The 17,860-nt window shown below is 66.1% G+C and carries 16 protein-coding genes; 8 read left to right on the forward strand and 8 right to left on the reverse strand.

Translation table 11 applies throughout. The annotated features are described in order from the left end of the window. The first annotated feature begins 2 nt into the window (after positions 1 to 2). The 4 genes from LOKO_RS04825 to LOKO_RS04840 all read left to right on the forward strand — a co-directional run bounded on the left by LOKO_RS04825 (position 3) and on the right by LOKO_RS04840 (position 4,267). Positions 3 to 1,022, forward strand: coding sequence for a fumarylacetoacetate hydrolase family protein (locus LOKO_RS04825; protein ID WP_066445806.1), 1,020 nt, complete (start codon positions 3 to 5; stop codon positions 1,020 to 1,022). A gap of 19 nt (positions 1,023 to 1,041) precedes the next feature. Next, complete coding sequence (maiA, locus tag LOKO_RS04830) at positions 1,042 to 1,686, forward strand: maleylacetoacetate isomerase (RefSeq protein WP_066445808.1); 645 nt, start codon at positions 1,042 to 1,044, stop codon at positions 1,684 to 1,686. A gap of 140 nt (positions 1,687 to 1,826) precedes the next feature. After that, a complete protein-coding gene (locus tag LOKO_RS04835) occupies positions 1,827 to 3,050 on the forward strand; it encodes a multidrug effflux MFS transporter (RefSeq protein WP_066452222.1) in 1,224 nt (407 codons plus the stop codon). After that, positions 3,047 to 4,267, forward strand: a complete 1,221-nt coding sequence (locus LOKO_RS04840) for an MFS transporter (protein WP_066445810.1) — start codon at positions 3,047 to 3,049, stop codon at positions 4,265 to 4,267. Before LOKO_RS04835 ends, LOKO_RS04840 begins: the two co-directional genes overlap by 4 nt. A gap of 51 nt (positions 4,268 to 4,318) precedes the next feature. Here LOKO_RS04840 and LOKO_RS04845 read toward each other — a convergent pair whose 3' ends face one another. Further along, positions 4,319 to 5,206 carry a DMT family transporter gene (locus tag LOKO_RS04845; RefSeq protein ID WP_066445813.1) on the reverse strand — a complete coding sequence of 296 codons (888 nt, stop codon included), beginning with the start codon at positions 5,204 to 5,206 and terminating at the stop codon, positions 4,319 to 4,321. Positions 5,207 to 5,595: 389 nt separating this feature from the next. On the opposite strand from LOKO_RS04845, the gene LOKO_RS04850 reads away from it, so the two are divergent. After that, positions 5,596 to 6,051: a hypothetical protein gene (locus tag LOKO_RS04850; RefSeq protein ID WP_066445816.1), complete on the forward strand. Its 456-nt coding sequence runs from the start codon at positions 5,596 to 5,598 to the stop codon at positions 6,049 to 6,051. On the opposite strand, the gene LOKO_RS04855 is transcribed toward LOKO_RS04850, so the two are convergent. Both LOKO_RS04855 and LOKO_RS04860 read right to left on the reverse strand, forming a co-directional pair. Continuing rightward, complete coding sequence (locus LOKO_RS04855; RefSeq protein ID WP_066445818.1) at positions 6,044 to 6,247, reverse strand: DUF2783 domain-containing protein; 204 nt, start codon at positions 6,245 to 6,247, stop codon at positions 6,044 to 6,046. The two genes, LOKO_RS04850 and LOKO_RS04855, sit on opposite strands and share 8 nt — an antisense overlap. 2 nt (positions 6,248 to 6,249) lie before the next feature. Next, positions 6,250 to 7,971, reverse strand: coding sequence for an FAD-dependent monooxygenase (locus LOKO_RS04860; protein WP_066445820.1), 1,722 nt, complete (start codon positions 7,969 to 7,971; stop codon positions 6,250 to 6,252). Positions 7,972 to 8,090: 119 nt separating this feature from the next. Here LOKO_RS04860 and LOKO_RS04865 point away from each other — a divergent pair, with 119 nt between their 5' ends. After that, complete coding sequence (locus LOKO_RS04865) at positions 8,091 to 8,876, forward strand: helix-turn-helix transcriptional regulator (RefSeq protein ID WP_083517428.1); 786 nt, start codon at positions 8,091 to 8,093, stop codon at positions 8,874 to 8,876. Between the two features lie 11 nt (positions 8,877 to 8,887). Here the strand turns inward: LOKO_RS04865 and amaA are convergent, their stop codons facing one another. Beyond that, positions 8,888 to 10,168, reverse strand: a complete 1,281-nt coding sequence (amaA, locus tag LOKO_RS04870; protein WP_083517429.1) for an L-pipecolate oxidase — start codon at positions 10,166 to 10,168, stop codon at positions 8,888 to 8,890. Between the two features lie 39 nt (positions 10,169 to 10,207). Next, the gene (amaB, locus tag LOKO_RS04875; RefSeq protein ID WP_066445824.1) at positions 10,208 to 11,701 is read right to left on the reverse strand and encodes an L-piperidine-6-carboxylate dehydrogenase; all 1,494 of its coding nucleotides are present in this window, start codon (positions 11,699 to 11,701) and stop codon (positions 10,208 to 10,210) included. A 123-nt stretch (positions 11,702 to 11,824) separates the two neighbouring features. Here amaB and LOKO_RS04880 point away from each other — a divergent pair, with 123 nt between their 5' ends. After that, positions 11,825 to 12,754 (forward strand): LysR family transcriptional regulator, encoded by a 930-nt coding sequence (locus tag LOKO_RS04880; RefSeq protein ID WP_066445827.1) that lies wholly within the window; start codon positions 11,825 to 11,827, stop codon positions 12,752 to 12,754. Positions 12,755 to 12,811: 57 nt separating this feature from the next. Here LOKO_RS04880 and LOKO_RS04885 read toward each other — a convergent pair whose 3' ends face one another. From LOKO_RS04885 to LOKO_RS04895, 3 genes are all read right to left on the reverse strand, one after another. After that, entirely contained in the window at positions 12,812 to 13,246 is a 435-nt protein-coding gene (locus tag LOKO_RS04885) for a hypothetical protein (protein WP_066445830.1), read from the reverse strand. A gap of 165 nt (positions 13,247 to 13,411) precedes the next feature. Continuing rightward, complete coding sequence (locus LOKO_RS04890) at positions 13,412 to 14,467, reverse strand: TRAP transporter substrate-binding protein (protein WP_066452224.1); 1,056 nt, start codon at positions 14,465 to 14,467, stop codon at positions 13,412 to 13,414. Positions 14,468 to 14,540: 73 nt separating this feature from the next. Beyond that, on the reverse strand, positions 14,541 to 16,889 hold the full coding sequence (locus tag LOKO_RS04895) for a cytochrome P450/oxidoreductase (RefSeq protein ID WP_083517430.1): 2,349 nt from the start codon (positions 16,887 to 16,889) through the stop codon (positions 14,541 to 14,543). Between the two features lie 233 nt (positions 16,890 to 17,122). On the opposite strand from LOKO_RS04895, the gene LOKO_RS04900 reads away from it, so the two are divergent. Continuing rightward, entirely contained in the window at positions 17,123 to 17,800 is a 678-nt protein-coding gene (locus LOKO_RS04900) for an IclR family transcriptional regulator (protein WP_066445831.1), read from the forward strand. Positions 17,801 to 17,860 lie beyond the last annotated feature (60 nt).

A 17,860-nucleotide genomic window follows, 5' to 3' on the forward strand; every position in this document is an offset into this window, starting at 1 on the left:
CGATGAAACTCGCTACTTTGAAGAACGGCCGCGACGGCGAACTGATCGTGGTCTCCCGCGACCTGACCCGCGCCGTGCGTGCCAGCGACATTGGCGCCACCCTGCAGCAGGCGGTGGAGAGCTGGGACAGCCTCGCTCCCAAGCTGGAGCAACGCTATGTCCAGCTCAACGACGGCCAGGCCGAGGGCGCTTTTGACCTCGACCAAAGCAAGCTGCACTCGCCGCTGCCGCGCAGCTACCACTGGGCCGACGGCTCCGCCTACCTCAACCACGTCAAGCTGGTACGCCAGGCGCGCAATGCCGAGATGCCCGAGACCTTCTGGACCGACCCGCTGATGTACCAGGGCGGCGGCGACCGCTTCCTGGCCCCGACAGAGGACATCGAGGCGGTCAGCGAGGAGCACGGCATCGACTTCGAGGGCGAGATCGCGGTGATCACCGACGACGTGCCCATGGCGGTGACCCCCGAGCAGGCCGCCGGACACATCAAGCTGGTCATGCTGGTCAACGACGTCAGCCTGCGCGGCCTGATCCCCGGCGAGCTGGCCAAGGGCTTCGGCTTCTTCCAGGCCAAGCCGGCCTCGAGCTTCTCGCCCATCGCGGTGACCCCTGACGAACTCGGCGACGCCTGGCAGGACGGCAAGGTGCACCTGCCGCTCACCGTACACTTCAACGGCGAAAAGTTCGGCGAACCGGAAGCCGGCCCCGACATGATCTTCAGCTTCCCGCAGCTGGTTGCTCACGCGGCCAAGACCCGCTACCTGGGCGCCGGCGCGGTGGTGGGCTCCGGCACCGTCTCCAACCCCGACCCCGATGGCGGCCCCGGAAAGCCGATCGCCGATGGTGGCGTGGGCTACAGCTGCCTGGCCGAGGTACGCATGGTGGAGCAGATCCTGCACGGCCAGGCCAAGACCTCCTTCATGCGCTTCGGCGACCGGGTGCGCATCGAGATGTTCGACCGCGAGGGCAAGAGCATCTTCGGCGCCATCGACCAGCAGGTGGTCAAGTACCAGCCCAAGTAAATGGCAGGGAGAGGCAACCATGACCACGCTATACGGCTATTTTCGCTCGTCGGCAGCCTACCGGGTGCGCATCGTCCTCAACCTCAAGGGCCTGGCCTTTGAGCAGGTCCCGGTCAACCTGGTGAAGGGCGAACAGCGCAGCGAGACCTTCCGCGCCCATAACCCCCAGGGGCTGGTGCCGGCGCTGGTTACCGACGACGGCACCACCCTGACCCAGTCGCTGGCGATCTGCGAGTACCTGGACGAGCTCCACCCCAGCCCCGCGCTGCTCCCGCTCGAGCCGGCTGAGCGGGCCCGTGTGCGGGCACTGGCCCAACTGGTGGCCTGCGAGATCCACCCGCTCAACAACCTGCGGGTGCTCAAGTACCTGGTCAACGAACTGAAATTGGACGACGAGGCCAAGCTGGCCTGGTACCGCCACTGGGTGACCGGCGGCTTCGACGCCCTGGAGGCGATGCTCTCCCGGGAGGCGGGCAGCGGCGACTTCTGCCACGGCGACACCCCGACGCTCGCCGATGTCTGCCTGGTGCCCCAGGTGTTCAACGCCGAGCGCTTCGAGTGCGACCTCTCCGCCTACCCGCGGATCCAGCGCATCGTCGCCAACTGCCGCGCACTCGATGCTTTCCACCAGGCCTCCCCGGAAGAGCAGCCGGACGCCGGCTAAGCAATCGCGGATCGTTTCGGCTACAATAAGCAGGCTAACGACACACGGGCGCCGCTCTATCCCGCTCAGGCCGAGCCGGGAAGGGTGGCGCCCGCTGGTCGTTGTTCGCCTCCCGAGGCGCCCTTCGAGAAGAGGTCAATGTGCTGAGGCTGACGTCCCCCGCCACGGTGGTGACCCTGGCGGCCCTGACCGCGCTGGGCCCGCTGGCAACCGACATGTACCTGCCCGCCATGCCTGCCATGGCCGCGGCGCTCGATACCGGCCCCGACCAGGTGCAGCTGACTCTGAGCCTGTACATGGCCGGCTTCGCCGCCGCCCAGCTGTTCTGCGGCCCTTTCTCCGACCGTTTCGGGCGCAAGCCGGTAATGATCTTCGGCTTCAGTCTGTTCCTGGTGGCGAGCCTGCTGTGCGCCTTCGCCCCCAGCATCGAATGGCTGCTGGCAGGGCGCTTCCTGCAGGCCCTGGGCGGCGCCACCGGGCCGGTGCTGGGCCGCGCCGCGGTGCGCGACATCTACGGGCCCATCGAGGCCGGGCGTATCCTCTCCTACATGGCCAGCACCATGTCGCTGGCCCCGGCGCTGGCTCCGATTGTCGGTGCCGGGCTGCTGGTGTTCTTCGGCTGGCAGTCGATCTTCGTGCTGCTGGCGTTCTATGCCGCGGCAATGCTGCCACTGCTGATCCTGGCGCTGCCTGAAACACTGCCACCGGAACGACGTCAGTCGATCCACCCGCAAGCCATCCTGGCCAACTTTCGCAGGCTGCTCGGCCAACGCACCTTCATGGGCTATACCCTGACCAACGCGGCGGCTTTCTCGGGCCTGTTCGCCTACCTCTCGGGTTCGTCCTTCGTGTTGATCGAGTTCCTCGGCGTCTCCCCGTTCCAGTATGGACTGTTCTTCAGTTTGATCGTCGCTGGCTTTTTCGTCGGGACCCTGCTCAGCGGCCGCTATAGCCATCGTCTGGGACGCGAGCGCCTGGTCGGCCTGGCCACGCTGGTCTGCGCTGCGGGAGGGTGCCTGATGGCAGCGCTGGCGCTGTCAGGGGTGTTCGCCGCCTGGGCCGTGGTCGGCCCCCATGTGCTGTTCATGGTCGGCGTCGGCGTTCTGATGCCACAGACCATGTCGGGGGCACTGGCGCCCAATCCACACTGCGCCGGCGCGGCCTCTTCACTCTTCGGTTTTCTACAGATGACCATTGCTGCCGTGGTCGGCGGCGCAGTGGCCCAGCTGCATGACGGCACCTCGCTGACCATGGCGATCGTGGTAGCGCTGGGTGGACTGCTCGCTGTCGCCAGTTTCCTGGGGTTGGTACGGCCCGCCGAACGGGCCATGGCATTGCAGCAGACACAGGAGTTGAAGCATTGAGCAACACCTCCCCGCCTTCCCGTCTCGTCATCCTGCTGCTGGCCCTGGCCGGCTTCGCCAGCATGGCGTCGATGCGGGTCACCGATGCCATGTTGCCGGCACTGTCGTACGCCTTCGAGCGCCCGGTGGCCGACGTGGCGCAGAACATCACCTTCTTCGCCATCGCCTATGGCGTCATGCAGCTTGCCTACGGCCCTCTGGGCGACCGTCACGGCACCCTTCGGGTCATCGGCCTGGCCACGGTGGCCTGCGCACTGGGTGCACTGGGCTCGGCGCTTTCCGGATCGCTGTCGACGCTGCTGCTGTTTCGCACCCTGACCGGCGCCACCGCCGCCGCCATCATTCCGCTCTCCATGGCCTGGGTGGGTGACAACGTGCCCTATGAGAGCCGCCAGGTGACCCTGGCGCATATGCTCTCCGGCGCGGTAATGGGACTGATCACCGGCCAGGTGGCGGGCGGTTTTCTCGCCGACACGCTGGGCTGGCAGGCCGCCTTCTATCTCCTGACGACCCTCTTCCTGCTGGCCGGGGGGCTGCTGCTGACGATGCTCCATCGCCGCCCCGGCCTCTCCCCACCCAGGTCGGAACAGGGTGGGGTCGCCTTCGTGTCGCGGCTGCGCGAGATCCTGTTGATTGCCCGGGCCCGTCGCATCCTGGTGCTGGTGTTTCTCGAGGGGATTGCCGCCTTCGGCGCCCTGGCCTTCGTCGCCAGTCACCTCTACGAGCGTCTCGGCGTCTCGCTGACCCGTGCCGGGCTGATGGTGGCGCTGTTCGGGGTGGGGGGGCTGATCTTCGCCGCCCTGGCCAGGCCGCTGGTCAGGCGCCTGGGCGAGCCGGGCCTGGCCGCCGGGGGCGGTGTGCTGATGGGGGTGGGCTTCGTCGGGCTGGCGCTGGCCCAGCAGCCGATAGCGGCCGCGGCCGCGGCCTTTGCCGCCGGGCTGGGCTTCTACATGATGCATAGCACCCTGCAGATCAACGCCACCCAGATGGCACCCGCCGCCCGCGGCACCGCCATGGCGGTGTTCGCCGGCTGCCTGTTCCTGGGCCAGTCGGTGGGCGTCAGCCTGGGTGGGGTGATACTGCGCCTGGCCGATAGCCTGTGGCTGCTGGCCGGTGCCGGCGTATGGCTGCTGCTGTTGGGCATGGCCTTCGCCTGGCTGCTGCGTCAGTGGCGGCAAGCCAAGCCTGAATCCCCCGCAACCCCAAGATACCAATAACGCCATGCCGTCATCACACCGGAATCCAGCAGCCGAGCCTGGACGCTCAGCTCATCGCTTCCGCGTGGCAAGAAAAATACCTGCCATGATGATCAGCGCTCCACCTAGATACGTCTCGATCAGTGGAATATCACCGAAAACCAGGTAGCCGGAAAGCGTCGCCCAGACGATCTGCAGATACAAGAAAGGCGATACAAGAGAAGCAGGCGCACAGCGCATGGCCAAGATAAGCATCAACTGACTGACGGCGCCTAATGCCCCGACTAACAGGAAGAGAGGGATGTGGCCGGCTGCGATAGGGGTCCAGAAGAAGGGCACGATCAGGGAGCTGGCCAAGGCGCCTGCAAGGCCTGCATAGAAGAGTGAAGCGAGAGGGTGATCATTACGGCCGAAGCGTCGCGTGGCCAACTGATAGAGGGCAAAGCAAAAAGCCATCCCGAAGGGCAGCAGGGCAGCTGGTTGAGCACGCCAGTCCAACGGGCCCACCGCGATCACTACGCCGATGAAGCCGACGACAACAGCCCCACCGCTTGCCAGAGTCACTCGCTCCTTAAGCAAGGGGATCGCCAGCAGCGTCACCAGCAGCGGCGAACTGAAGTTGATGACATACACCTGAAGCAGTGGCAGCTCACGAAAAGCCAGGAAAGCGAAGGTGCTGGCGGCGAGCAGCAACAAGCCACGCACGAGCTGCCCGGGTAACGACTCCACGGACGCCATGATGGCCCGGCAACGCGGCCAGCCGAGCATCAGAAGATAGCCGCCCAGTACCAGCATATGGCCAGCATATCGGGCCCAGACTACCTGCACGGGAGAGTAGCTCTGGGTTAGCCATTTGACCCCCGTGTCGAGCAGGGTGAACAACAAGCCAGCGCCGAGAATGAAGGCAATGCCTCTCAGTGGCCGATCGACAGTGGAGGTAGTGGCAGTGGGTGAAGGCATGTCGCGCGAGACTCTCGCTTGGAGCCGTCAAGCGTAGCAGGCTAACTAAAAGGCAGCAAATTAATCGCTTCTCCCAAGCCGATCTGCCAGATTCGCTGGCCGAGGAACCTGGGATCACCAGACGAAACGGCGAGCAGACAACGGCTACCGCACTCTGATGGCCCGACACTGATCAGATTGTCCCGCTCGGGCTATTACGTACAGCACACCGGCCGACTCCGGCGCGTCGGCGAGGCGGTAGCCGAACTGCTGCCAAGCCCGGCCTGAGTGGTGGGTTCGGGGTGATCCGCCGACCCTGTCGGCCGCTTGCCCGAGAACATGATATCGATCAAGGCGGCGATGGATCGTGTCGACCATAGTGAAAGTTGGTCCGGCAGAGAACAGCGACTATGAGCTCACCCAAGCACCCCGCCGACGACAGCCCGTCAGCCGGCCAGGAGCCCATCAGTGACTACCTCGAGGGGCAGCGCGCCCTGCTCGAGCTCAAGTGCTGTGCGCCGAAAGCGCTGAGTGTCCTGATCCATAACCTGTCACAACCGATGAGCCGGTCCCTGGAGCAGGCGCTGGCGCGCAGCCTGGCCGCGGGCGATATCCCGGGTTTTCAGCCTACCGATACCCTGATGCCGGCGATGATGCGCGCCCTGGGGCTTGCCCGGGAGGACCTTGATCAGGACCCCATCATCCACGCCTTGCGCACCACCTGTAATTCCTGCTCGAAGGTGGGTACCTGCTGGCTGGCCCTGCGTCACCAGGCACCGCGGGAGGAGTGCCGGCGTTTCTGCCCCAATGCCGAGGCCCTCGAGGCGCGGGGAGCAGAGCCGGATAGCTGCGGCCCCGCTAACTAGCCGCAACCGCCAGCCCCCGCCGGGCTTCCTCGATCGCTTCCCTTACCAGGGCCACATCGGGTACTCGATGCGCCAGCGCCAGTGCCAGCTGGGCGAGAAACAGCCGTTCCTGCTCCTCGGGCAAGGCATCCAGCGTGGTCGCCAACGTCTCGTAGACCTGCTCCAGGTCGGCAAAAGGCAGTGTCGGTGCGGTCATAATCATTCTCCTCCCAGGGCGGTAGTGAGTGCGGCATCGAGGTCGGCGGCGTCGAGGGTTTTCCAGCGCGCCGCCACATGGCGGTCGGGGCGTACCAGGTAGGCCGTGCCATCGACGGCGCCATAGGCCTCGAACAAGCCGCGCTCTCTATTCACTCGGCTATCCACCCAATTATCGACCTGGCTATCCCCCAGGCCCCTGCCGAGCGCCGGGGCTGACGCCTCACGGCCGATGATCAGCACGTCGAGGCCAGGCTCCCGGGCTTGCAGGCTGGCCACTTGCTCCTGCCGCGCCGGCGCCAGAGAACCATCGTCGCTGAACAGCAGCAGCGTGAAGCCCCGGCCGAGATGATCGAGCAGGAAGTCATCCTCGCCCAGGCGACGATTGATCAGCGGAGCCCCGGGGATCGGCCCGGCGGCGAAGTCGTCGCCATCGGCCAGGGTCAGGGGGCTCTCGGCGTAGGTGTAGGGCGTGACCTGGCGGGGATCGGCGAAGTCGCTGGCATAGTCGTTATCCACCGCCAGCGACAGGGCGGCATCGCGCATCAACCGATAGCCACGGGTCGGCGGCGTCATGAAGCGGGTGCTCTTGCCGGCGTTGGCGAACACGTCCAGGGTGGCGCCACGCCGCTCCGGGCTGTAGCTGTCGAGCAGTCGATCCGGCGCCCTTCCGTTCAATACCCAGGCCAGTTTCCAGGCCGCATTCGCGGCATCGGCGATACCGTTGTTGAGCCCGCGCACACCGAAGATCGGCACCAGGTGGGCGCTGTCGCCGATGAACAGCACCCGGCCGTGACGGTAGTCGTCCAGCGCCAGGGTGTAGGCCTTGTAGAGACTCCACCACTCCAGCTCCCAGTCATCGCCTTCGCCGAGCATGTCGATGATGGTGCCGACCCGCTGACGGATGCTGGCCTCCTCCACCGCCTTGTTGGGGTCCTCATCCGGCAGCAACTGATAGTCGATCCGCCAGATATCATCGGGCTGCTTGTGCACCAGCAGGGTGGAATCGGGCATTACCGAGGGGCTGAAGAAGGCGCGCCGTTCGGTGGGAAAGTCGGATCTCAGCCGCACGTCGGCGATCACGTAGCGCCCTTCGTAGGCCTCGCCGTGCAGTGGGAGGCCGAAGGCCTTGCGCACCACGCTGCGGGCACCGTCGGCGGCCAGCAGGTAGTCGCTCTGCAGGCGGTAGTCGCCCTCGGGGGTCGCGACCTCCAGGGTCACGCCGCTGCCATCCTGGCTCACCCCGGTGACCGCCTGCTGCCAGCGCAGCTCGATCAGCGACGACGCCATCGCCTTGTCGATCAGGAACTGCTCGATGTACTGCTGCTGCAGGTTGACCATGGGCAGGAAGCGCTCCTGCTCGGAGTGGAGCATCTCGAAGCGGTAGATCTCGCGGTCGCGAAAGTAGGTACGCCCGCGGGTCCAGCCGAGCCCCTTGTCGGTGAAGCGCTTATCCACACCTAGCTGCTGGAGAATCTCCAGGCTGTGGCGGGAGATGCAGATAGCCCGGGAGCCGTCGTTGACACTGTCCTTGTCGTCGAGCACCACCGAGGCGATGCCATGGCGTGCCAGCTCCAGGGCGGCGGTCACCCCCACCGGACCGGCGCCGACGATGGCCACGCGATGACGAACCTCGCGGCCCTCCAGCTCGGCAGGACGCACGAAGGGGAAACGGGGATAATCGAAGTACAGCGAATCGTGCTCGTCTCTTCCGGCGGGGCGCATGCTCACTCTCCTGTCAGGGTTATTGTCGAGCCTGACGACAGCCTATCCTTAAGCAGACAGGGGCACTGTCCTGCAAAAGGGGGGACAGGCATATCCATGATCGAGGTGATGAATTCAGCATGGCAGACAAGCGCGAAGTCAGGCACGCATCCAGCTGGCCATCGCTGGTTCCAGCGATGGCCGCCTGCGTCGATGCCATGGGCAGCGAAGGCTTCGATGAGGCCCTGCTCGCCCTGCTGCGACGGGCGGTGCGTATCGAGCAGTGCATGATCTTCGCCTATGACAGCAGCGACGAGATCGACTGCCTGCTGGCCGCCAACGAGCGCCAGCCCCGGGTCGCCGGCCGCCTGGCCCAGCTCTACGCCGGCGGCCTGTTCCGCCAGGACCCCAACTACCAGCGCTTGCGGCAACTGATCGATGATAAGGGCAAGCTCGCCGCCGCCGAGCTGACGACGATGCAGCCCGAGGCCATGCCGCCGGCCTATCAGAGCCATCTATTCGCCTTTCCCGACCTGGTCGACAAGGTCTCCTTGACCATCCCGGGACAGGACAGCATCTACTATCTCAACCTCTACTGTGGCGTGACGGCGGGTCCCTTCACCGAGGATGACCTGGCCTGCCTGGACGGCCTTGCGCCGCTGCTGGCTAGCCTGATCCGACGACACTACGGCAGCACCCGCTCCCTCTCCCAGCGACCCAGCGCCCAGGAAACCGCCGTGCTGACTCCTCTCTCCGAGCGGGAACGCCAGCTCTGCCTCTATCTGCTGCGTGGCCACACCCTCAAAACCGCCGCCGCCGAACTCGATATCGCGCTGTCCACCGCCGAGACCTACCGCAAGCGCGCCTACGCCAAGCTCGGCGTGCCTTCCAAGGCGCGGCTGGTGGCGCTGTGTCGGCCGAGTTGAGCGGGCCTGGCTCAGCTCAATACCCGCAGGCACTGCCCCGTGTGGTAGAGCGTGAAGCCCCCTTCATAGCCTGAACTTCTAAGAGACCGGGCACGTATCGGCTTGGGGGCTCGGATCGGCAAAGGCAACAGGGCGTCATCGCCCGAGATCAGGTACCGGGCAAAGCCCTTGCCCACCACGGTGCCGGTGGTGATACCGCGTCCGTTGTAACCCGAAACCCCCAGCACGCCGGGGGCGAGTTCGAAGAGCCGCAGCGTATGGTCCGGCGTGAAGGCGATTCGCCCCGTCCAGGTACACTCCCATTCCACAGTCCCCAGCTGGGGAAAGTAGTGACGCTGAATGCGGTTGGCCCAGCAGCGCAGGAACGCCGCAGGCTTCCCCTCCCCCTTGCCCAGGCTACCGAGAATCAGCCGGCCCTCCGGGTCGCGGCGCATGCTGCTCAATACCATGCGGGTATCCCAGGCGCCCTGGCCCTCGGGCAGGATGTCGCCGGCGAGTGACGCGGGTAGCGGCCGGGAGGCGACCTGAAAGAAGTGGCCGGGAAAGAAGTGATGGCGGACTTCGTTCCAGCGATCCTCGGTGTAGGCGTTGGTGGCGAGTACCAGCCGCGGGGCCGTGACGCTGCCGCGGTCGGTGGTCACCCGCCAGTCATCCCCCGCCCTGGCGACGCCAACCACGGCGCTGTGGGTATGCAGGCGAGCGCCGGCCGCCTTGGCGGCGCGCGCCAGGCCCCGGGTATAGGCGGTAGGGTTCAGGGTGCCGGCGCGCCGGTCGAGCAGGGCCCGACGAATACGCCGGGTACCCACGCGCTCCCGGCAGGCGTCTGCTTCGAGAAGCTCCACGGGAGCGCCACGCCGCTGGAACTGTTCCGCGCGACGCGCCAGCTCCTGCTCGCCCCTGCCATTGTGGGCCAGGTGCAGGGTGCCCGTGCGGGTCGCCTGGCAGTCGATGCCGTGTCGCTCGATCAGCGAAAAGACGTCCGCAGGGGCGGCACCCAGAATGGCGTTGGCACGCTCGCCATCCTCCTCGCCCAGCGCCGCCATGATGTCATCCGGTGGAATCCACAGCCCCGCATTGACCAGGCCGACGCTGCGTCCCGAACCACCGCTGGGGATATCCCCAGACTCGACCAGGGCCACGTCGACACCGCCCTCGGCAAGGTGCAGCGCGGTGCTGAGCCCGGTGATGCCACCGCCGATGACCACCACATCGGCGCAGTGGTCTCCCTGCAGCGCATCCAGGTTCAAGGACGGTTCCAGCGAAGTGGATTGCCAGAGACAGCGCTCTTTCATGGTGCCTCCCATGCTTGGGCCGGGTGGACGCTGCCCGGGTCAGTCGAACCGGATGCCCTGGGCCAGGGGCAGCTCTCGGGAGTAGTTGACGGTGTTGGTCTGACGGCGCATGTAGCTCTTCCACACGTCCGAGCCCGACTCACGACCACCGCCGGTCTCCTTCTCGCCGCCGAGGGCGCCGCCGATCTCGGCGCCGCTGGGGCCGATATTGACGTTGGCGATCCCGCAGTCGCTGCCCTGGTCGGAGACGAAGGCCTCGGCTTCGCGTACGTCGGTGGTGAAGACGCACGACGACAGGCCCTGGGGCACGCCGTTGTTCAGCGCCAGCGCCTCGTCGAAGTCGCGATAGCCCATGACGTAGAGAATCGGGGCGAAGGTCTCGTTCTTGACCAGCTCGTCCTGGCCTGGGACCTCGACGATGGCCGGGGCCACGTAGTAGCCGTTGGGGTAGGTCTCGGCCAGCTGGCGATCGCCGCCGAATACCCGGGCCCCCTGCTGACGAGCCCGATCCAGGGCGGACTGCATCTGGTCATAGGCCTGGGCGTCGATCAGCGGTCCAACGAGGTTCCCCGTCATGGGGTCGCCGATGCTGATGCCCGTATAGGCCGTCTTCACCCGCTCGAGCACCTCGTCGCGAATGGATTCATGGACGATCAGGCGGCGCAGGGTGGTGCAGCGCTGGCCGGCGGTACCCACTGCCGAGAAGAGAATCGCGCGCACCGCCATATCCAGGTCGGCGCTGGGCGCCAGTATCATGGCGTTATTGCCGCCGAGCTCCAGGATGCTGCGCCCGAAGCGGGCGGCAACCCGCGGCGCGACCTCGCGGCCCATGCGGGTACTGCCGGTGGCGCTGATCAACGGCACGCGGGGGTCGTCGGCCAGGCGCTCACCGGCCTCGCGGTCGCCGAGAATGACCTGGCTGAGATCCGCCGGGGCCTCGTCGCCGAACTCGGCCATGGCGCGCTCGAGCAGGGCCTGGCAGGCCAGGGCGCTGAGCGGGGTCTTCTCGGAGGGCTTCCACAGCAGGCTGTTGCCGCACACCAGGGCCAGGGCAGCGTTCCAGGCCCAGGGGGCGACCGGGAAGTTGAAGGCGGTGATCAGGCCGACCGGGCCCAGCGGATGCCAGCTCTCACGCATATGGTGGCCGGGGCGCTCGGAGGCGATGGTCAAGCCGTAGAGCTGACGCGACTGACCGACTGCCAGGTCGCAGATGTCGATCATCTCCTGCACCTCGCCGAGGCCCTCCTGGAGGATCTTGCCGCACTCCAGGGTCACCAGGGCACCGAGGTCCTCCTTGTGGGGACGCAGCTGCTCACCGAACAGGCGGACCAGCTCGCCACGACGGGGCGCCGGCACCCGGCTCCACTGCTCGAAGGCCTGCCGGGCACGGGCGATACGGGACTCGACCGCATCTGCTCCCTCAAGGGCGATACGACCGATCTCGGCGCCGTCGGTGGGTGAGGTGACGGGGTAGTCGCCTTGGCGGTACAGGGCCTCGGGCACACCGAGGCGCCTCATGACGGCATCGATCATTCTTCCTCCTCCTGCGACTCGTTATGAACATGATGATCGCAAGCAGTATTGCCGTCGTGATTGACCCGCCTCAAACGACGTTTTATACGAAGGTCATTCCTTTTTTTCCGATTGGGTACTGAAATGAGCCGCCGCCACCTGCCGACCCTCACCGCCATGCAGTGCTTCGAGGCTTCGGCCCGCCACCTCAGCTTCACCCGCGCCGCCGATGAACTGAGCCTGACCCAGAGCGCGGTCAGCAAGCAGGTGGCCCAGCTCGAGTCGGTGCTCGAACATCCCCTGTTCCGCCGCGTCCGCAAGCGCCTGCAGGTTACTCCCGAGGGCTCGCTCTACCTGACCGAGGTGCGCAAGATCCTCGCCCAGGTCGAGATGTCGACCCGCTACATGCAATCCTACGGCGGCCAGAGCGAGGTGCTCAACGTCACCACGCTGCCGACCTTTGGCGCCCGCTGGCTGATCCCCCGGCTCAATGGCTTTCGTTTTCGCCATCCCAATGTCTACCTGAACATCGGCAACCGGATGGAGCCCTTCGACCTCGAGGATGAGCGCGTCGATGTCGCCTTCTTCTTCGGCCATGGTGCCTGGCCGAAAGCCGAGTGCATCAAGCTGCTCGATGAGGAAGTCGTGGCTGTCTGCGCCCCGTCGGTGGTGCCGGGGTGCGGGATCGGGGATCCCCTGGCGCTGACCGAACTGGTGCTGCTGCAGAGCGCTACCCGCCCGGAGGCCTGGCACGACTGGTTTGCCGCCCAGGGGGCCTATACCGAGCACAGCTATCACGGCCCGCGATTCGATACGTTTTCCATGTCGCTACGGGCAGCCCGGGCGGGTTGCGGCGTGGCGCTGGTGCCACGCTTCCTGGCAGAGGAGGAACTGAAGGCAGGACAGTTGATCATTCCCTGGGCGTTCTCGCTGACCAGTCGCGATGCCTACTACCTAGCCTACCCCGAGTACAAGGCGGAACAGGCCAAGGTGAAGGGGTTCATCGAGTGGATCCTCGAGCACCTCGACGCGCAGGCCAAGGAGACCGATGGCAAATGGTCTGCCGGCGCGTAGCGCCAGCAGCCACTTAACAGGAATATTTGGAATGGAATCGTTGAATCGGCCTGGCCTTCAGGTCAGCTCGGCCTGGCGATCGAAGGCCGCGGCGTTGGGGCAGAAGGCGCGGCACTCATCGACGTCGGCGTCGCGGCGCATGGCGTGCCAGCAGTAGCCGGCCACCGGACAGGCGTTGCAGTTGCCACGCAGGCTCGGATAGCTGACATGCGCGGCAACGGTCGCCTTGTCCAGGCCGAAACGCTGCAGCATGGCCGGCATCAGGGTATCGGCGGGAACGAAGGCGCGATAGCCGCCACGGTCGAGATGCCTTGCGACTTCACGTTCGAAAGCTGGCTCAAGAGGCATCTTCAGATCCTGGAGCATCTCGCTATAGGCGCCGGGCGATTCCGCCTCGATCTCGCGCACCAGCCGAGGGGTGGTGGCACGATAGGTTCGCTCACAGAGGCGATCCCACCATGAGTTACGCGACGCATTCGGGGTGTGGTTCATGAGGATACTCCCGTCAGGTACATTTTCGACAGTATCGTCCCCTCCCCCCTTCCTGACATTGACACGGATCAAAATAGTTTCAGATGAAACGAATGCCTGCCATTAGCTGAACGATAGCGAGCACGGCCTTGGCCGTGCTCGCAGGTCGGTTGCTGGCTAGCCGGTTCAGGCCTCGGGATCGATCACTTCATCGGCCGAGAGCCCTTCTTCCTCGCCGGCCACCTCGAGCTGCTCGAGGAAATAGGCACGGGCGGCCTCCCCGTCAACGCCCTTCTGTTCTGCCTCTGCCTTCCACTTGCCCGGCAGTTCCGCTGCCATCTGCTGGAAGCGCTCCACCTCCTCGGCCGGCAGCTCGATGAAGGTATTGCCCCGCTCTTCGGCAAACGCGATGCCGCGCACGTCGACCACATCCATCATGTAGCCGAACAGCCGCGAGAGGCGCTCGCCGGAGACGCTCTCGATCGCCTCGCGGTCTTCCTCGGAGAGCGAGGCCCAGGTGTCAGGGTTCATCACCAGCGAGAAGCTACCGCGATAGAAGCCACCGGGCATCTGCACCGTATTGGGCAGCACCTCGGCGAGGCGGAAGCTCCTGAGGCCCTCCAGCGTCAGCATGGCGCCATCGACAACGCCCTGGGTGGCCGCCTCGTAGGTGCCCGCCGGCGGCAGTGCGACGCCAGTGAGATCCAGCGCGTTGGAGATATCGGCCATGCCCCCGCCGCCGATACGCACCCGCTTGCCGTCGAGATCGTCGAGGCTTTCAATCGGCTCGGCAAGGAAGAGCGCGCCCGGGCCATGTACCCCCAGGCCGATCACCTCGACGCCGCGATGCTCGCCGGCCTCGGCGAAGTACTCGTTATGGGCGCGCCAGTAGGCCACCGATGCGTGCTCGGAAGGGAAGTCCTCGAAGGTGGGCAGCTCGGGCAGCTTGGTCAGTTCGAAGCGCCCCGGCATCAGGCCGTGGAACAGCCAGGTGACGTCGGCCACGCCATCGGCAATCAGCTCCATCTGCGCTCCCGGCGGACCCATGTCATGCACCACGTTGACGCTGACCCGGCCTTCGGTGGCCTCCTCGACCCAGCTGGCCCAGGTCGGCCAGACGATGGTGTTGACGCCGTGGTTGGGCCCGGCCCAGGTGCTGACCGTGAGCTCGGTGGCGGAGGCGCCCTGGAAGGCCCCGAGAGAGAGCGCGGTGAGTGTCGTCAGTGTCGCGAGCTTGTGCATTTTCATTATGGTTCCTCGTGAGTCCCGATTGTCAGGGTTGGCGTACGTTTCTCTGCGTTATGGTTTTTCTGGGTCAAAGGGCCAGTACCAGCTTCCTGCCCCTGGCGCGAGAGCAACAGCTCATCAGCCGATCCTGGCTGGCCCGCTCGGCGGCGGTGAGGACCTTGTCGCGGTGGTCGACTTCGCCCTCGACCACCTCGACCTGGCAGGAGCCGCACAGGCCCTCCTCGCAGTCGCTGGGCACGTCGATGCCGGCGGTGCGCAGAACCTGGAGCAGCGTCCGCTCCGGTGGCACCTCCACGGTGAGCTCGGAGTCAGTAAGCTCGACCTCGAAGGCGTGCTCATTTTCCGGGTCGAGCAGCGCGCCCTCGGCAGTGAAATGCTCAACGTGAAGGCTGCCCTCCGGCCAGTGTGCAGTGCCGCCTTCCAGCGCCGTGAGCAACCGCTCCGGGCCGCAGGCGTAGAGCAGGGTCGCCTCGCGCGGTTCGGCGAGCAGCCCGGCCAGATCGAGACGCCGCCCCTCGTCCTTGGGGTAGAGCTGCAGCGCCTCGCCGTGGTCGCGCTCGAGCCGTTCGATAAAGGCCATGCTGGAACGGGAGCGCCCCGCGTAGTGCAGCTCATAGGACTTGCCCAGCCGCCTGAGACGGTCGGCCATGGCGATGATCGGGGTGATGCCGATGCCGCCGGCAATCAGCACGTAGTGCTGCGCCGATTCGTCGAGGCGAAAGTGGTTCTTGGGCCCGCGCAGGCGCAGCGTCATCCCCGGCTCGAAGTGCTCATGGATCCAGGCCGAGCCGCCTCGCCCCGCCTCCTCACGCAGCACGGCGACCTGCAGCCAGTAGGGGTCGTCCGTCTCGCCACACAGCGAGTACTTGCGCACGTAGTCCCCCATGATCAGGTCGACGTGGGAGCCGGGGCTCCACGCCGGCACGCGACGTCCACGAGGGTCTTCCAGAGCGATCTGCAGCACGCCGTCGGCAGCCGCCTGCACCTTGGCGACGACCATTGTCCGGGCGATGTCCTGACGCGACGGCGCGCCCACCGCAAAGTCGCGCTGGGCAGTGCGCACGGCGGGATCTTGCCGCTCGGGGTTCTTTGCCGGGTCCCAGCGCACCCACAGCGCCTCGGGGCCACGAAACGAGGTATTGGGCAGGAAGGTGAATTCCTGCTCCTCGAGCTCCAGGTGCGGCAGCCGCCGGGTGAACTCCTCGAGGAAGATACGCATCTCCATGCGCCCCAGGTTCTTGCCCATGCACTGGTGGCTGCCGTAGCCGAAGGTAAGATGGTCGACGGCATTGTCGCGGTAGATGTCGAGCTCGTCAGGGTTCTCGAAGTGGCTTGGGTCGTGATTGCCCGAGGCCGTGACCATCAGGATCTTGCCGTCCTCGGGAATGGTCACACCACCCACCGCCACCTCCCGGGTAGCGCGCCGCCGCCAGGCCACCACCGAACCGGAGTGGCGCAGGCACTCCTCGGCCGCCGCGGGGATCAGCTCGGGGTTGTCGCACAGCTCGTCCCACACCGCCGGGCGCGAGAGCAGCTGGCGGAAGGCGTTGGCGGTGGCCAGCGCCGTGGTCTCATGCGCGGCTACGATGATCGCCATCATCATCGAGTGCAGGTAGTTGTCGGTGACGACATCGGGCTTCTGCCGATTCTTCTCGATCATGTCGTACATCCAGCCCTTCCCCCGGGTCTGGCGCTGCATCTTCACGAGCACCTCACCGGAGTACTGCCAGAACTTGCCGACGCCCTCGGCTACCTCGACCTGCTGCTCGGGTGAAGGCCGCCCCCAGGTATTGAGGGTATGGGCCACCGAGAAGCGGCGCAGCTGCTCCATGTCCTCTTCGGGCACGCCGAGGAAGTGCAGCGCCACCGTGAGGGGCACCTCCCAGAACATTTCGTCGACCAGGTCGGCGCGGCCGCGGTCGACAATGGCGTCGAGCTTCTCGCGCACCAGGCGGCGCACCATGGGCGCATGGGCTTCCAGTGCCTCGGGCGAGAAGGCCTCGAGCAGCTCGCGCCGCCGCGCCATGTGGGCGGGCTCGTCCTCGTTCACCAGGGTACGGTTCATGCCGTAGTCGTAGCGCTCGAGAACCGCCTGGGCCTCTTTGCTTGCCGGGGTAATCTTCTCCAGGGCAATCGACGGCGAAAAGGTGATGTTGTCACGGAAGATCGCCTTGATGTCGTCGTAGCGGCTCACGACCCAGTAGCCCAGCCTCGGGCTGTAGAACACCGGCTCCTGCTCGCGGGACCAGCGCAGCGCTTCGGCGGGGTCGAGCTGGTAAGGGCGATCGAAGGGATCGAACGCCGCGGCACGAGGGGAGATCGGGCAGCCATTGGGCGCCAGGTCCTGTTGTCGACCTGGCTGGTGGATGGGGCAACCGCCCGCTTCAGCCCCGGCCCGTCGTGAATTTGTCGTCATGGTGGCTCCGTGTGAACGGTCTGGCTTCGCGACTGTGCGTGCAGGGCAGGTTGACTGCCGTTGACGTTCCAGCGAGCACCTTTCCATTCATTTACTTTTAACGCACACTTAATATCTTTTAACGAACACGATTGGGAAAATAGGCCCTTTTACCGACAGCGTCAAACGTCAACCGGCTGCGCTAACATGGCAGTGGTCAGGCTCACCCACTGCTACCCGAGGTATCGCCACCGATGTCCACTACCCTGCAAACCCTGGATCGAGGCCTGAGCGCCCTCGAGCTGATCGCCGAGCACAGCGAGGGCATCACGATTGCCGAGCTCGCCAGGCAGCTGGATGTGCATCGCGCCATCGCCTATCGCCTCGTTGCCACACTGGAGAGTCATGCCCTGATCACGCGTACCGACGAGGGGCCAATTCGCCTGGGGGCGGGCATCGCCCTTCTCGCTTCACGCTTCGAACCGCAGCTGCGCGCGGTGGCCCAGCCGCTGCTGCAGGCGCTGGCCAAGGCAACGCGAGCCACGGCGTTCGTTTCGGTTGCCCAGGGGGAGGAGTGCGTGGTGATACTGGTGGCCGAGCCCGACGAGGGGCTGCTGCGGGTCGGCTACCGGGTGGGCAGCCGCCACCCGCTGTCCCAGGGTGCGGCGGGGATTGCCATTCTCGCCGGGCGCCCACCCCGCAAGGATGACAGCGAGGCGGTGCGCCAGGCCCGCGCCGACGGTTACAGCCTGACTCGTGGCCAGTTGCAGCGCGGCGCCGTGGGCGTGGCCAGCGCCATCGCCACCCCCCAGTTCCGCGCCGGCGTGGAGGCATGCATCGGCGTGGTGGCCATGGACGATCTGGATACCGAGCGTGCCAGCCACGAGGTGATAAGTCATGCACGCCACCTCGCCGAGCTGATCGGCCAGTAACCACTGATATTCAACGACATCCTCCGTGAAGCGGGCCGCAGGGGGGAGTACACTACGGCC

This window comes from Halomonas chromatireducens (assembly GCF_001545155.1).
GTDB lineage: Bacteria > Pseudomonadota > Gammaproteobacteria > Pseudomonadales > Halomonadaceae > Halomonas > Halomonas chromatireducens.

What these genes read in the sequence shown, in the direction of transcription:
- LOKO_RS04825 (WP_066445806.1), top strand. Translation starts at nt 3, where the DNA reads ATGAAACTCGCTACTTTGAAGAACGGCCGCGACGGCGAACTGATCGTG.
- maiA (WP_066445808.1), top strand. Translation starts at nt 1,042, where the DNA reads ATGACCACGCTATACGGCTATTTTCGCTCGTCGGCAGCCTACCGGGTG.
- LOKO_RS04845 (WP_066445813.1), bottom strand. Translation starts at nt 5,206, where the DNA reads ATGCCTTCACCCACTGCCACTACCTCCACTGTCGATCGGCCACTGAGA.
- LOKO_RS04850 (WP_066445816.1), top strand. Translation starts at nt 5,596, where the DNA reads ATGAGCTCACCCAAGCACCCCGCCGACGACAGCCCGTCAGCCGGCCAG.
- LOKO_RS04855 (WP_066445818.1), bottom strand. Translation starts at nt 6,247, where the DNA reads ATGACCGCACCGACACTGCCTTTTGCCGACCTGGAGCAGGTCTACGAG.
- LOKO_RS04860 (WP_066445820.1), bottom strand. Translation starts at nt 7,971, where the DNA reads ATGCGCCCCGCCGGAAGAGACGAGCACGATTCGCTGTACTTCGATTAT.
- LOKO_RS04865 (WP_083517428.1), top strand. Translation starts at nt 8,091, where the DNA reads ATGGCAGACAAGCGCGAAGTCAGGCACGCATCCAGCTGGCCATCGCTG.
- amaA (WP_083517429.1), bottom strand. Translation starts at nt 10,168, where the DNA reads ATGAAAGAGCGCTGTCTCTGGCAATCCACTTCGCTGGAACCGTCCTTG.
- amaB (WP_066445824.1), bottom strand. Translation starts at nt 11,701, where the DNA reads ATGATCGATGCCGTCATGAGGCGCCTCGGTGTGCCCGAGGCCCTGTAC.
- LOKO_RS04880 (WP_066445827.1), top strand. Translation starts at nt 11,825, where the DNA reads ATGAGCCGCCGCCACCTGCCGACCCTCACCGCCATGCAGTGCTTCGAG.
- LOKO_RS04885 (WP_066445830.1), bottom strand. Translation starts at nt 13,246, where the DNA reads ATGAACCACACCCCGAATGCGTCGCGTAACTCATGGTGGGATCGCCTC.
- LOKO_RS04890 (WP_066452224.1), bottom strand. Translation starts at nt 14,467, where the DNA reads ATGCACAAGCTCGCGACACTGACGACACTCACCGCGCTCTCTCTCGGG.
- LOKO_RS04895 (WP_083517430.1), bottom strand. Translation starts at nt 16,889, where the DNA reads ATGACGACAAATTCACGACGGGCCGGGGCTGAAGCGGGCGGTTGCCCC.
- LOKO_RS04900 (WP_066445831.1), top strand. Translation starts at nt 17,123, where the DNA reads ATGTCCACTACCCTGCAAACCCTGGATCGAGGCCTGAGCGCCCTCGAG.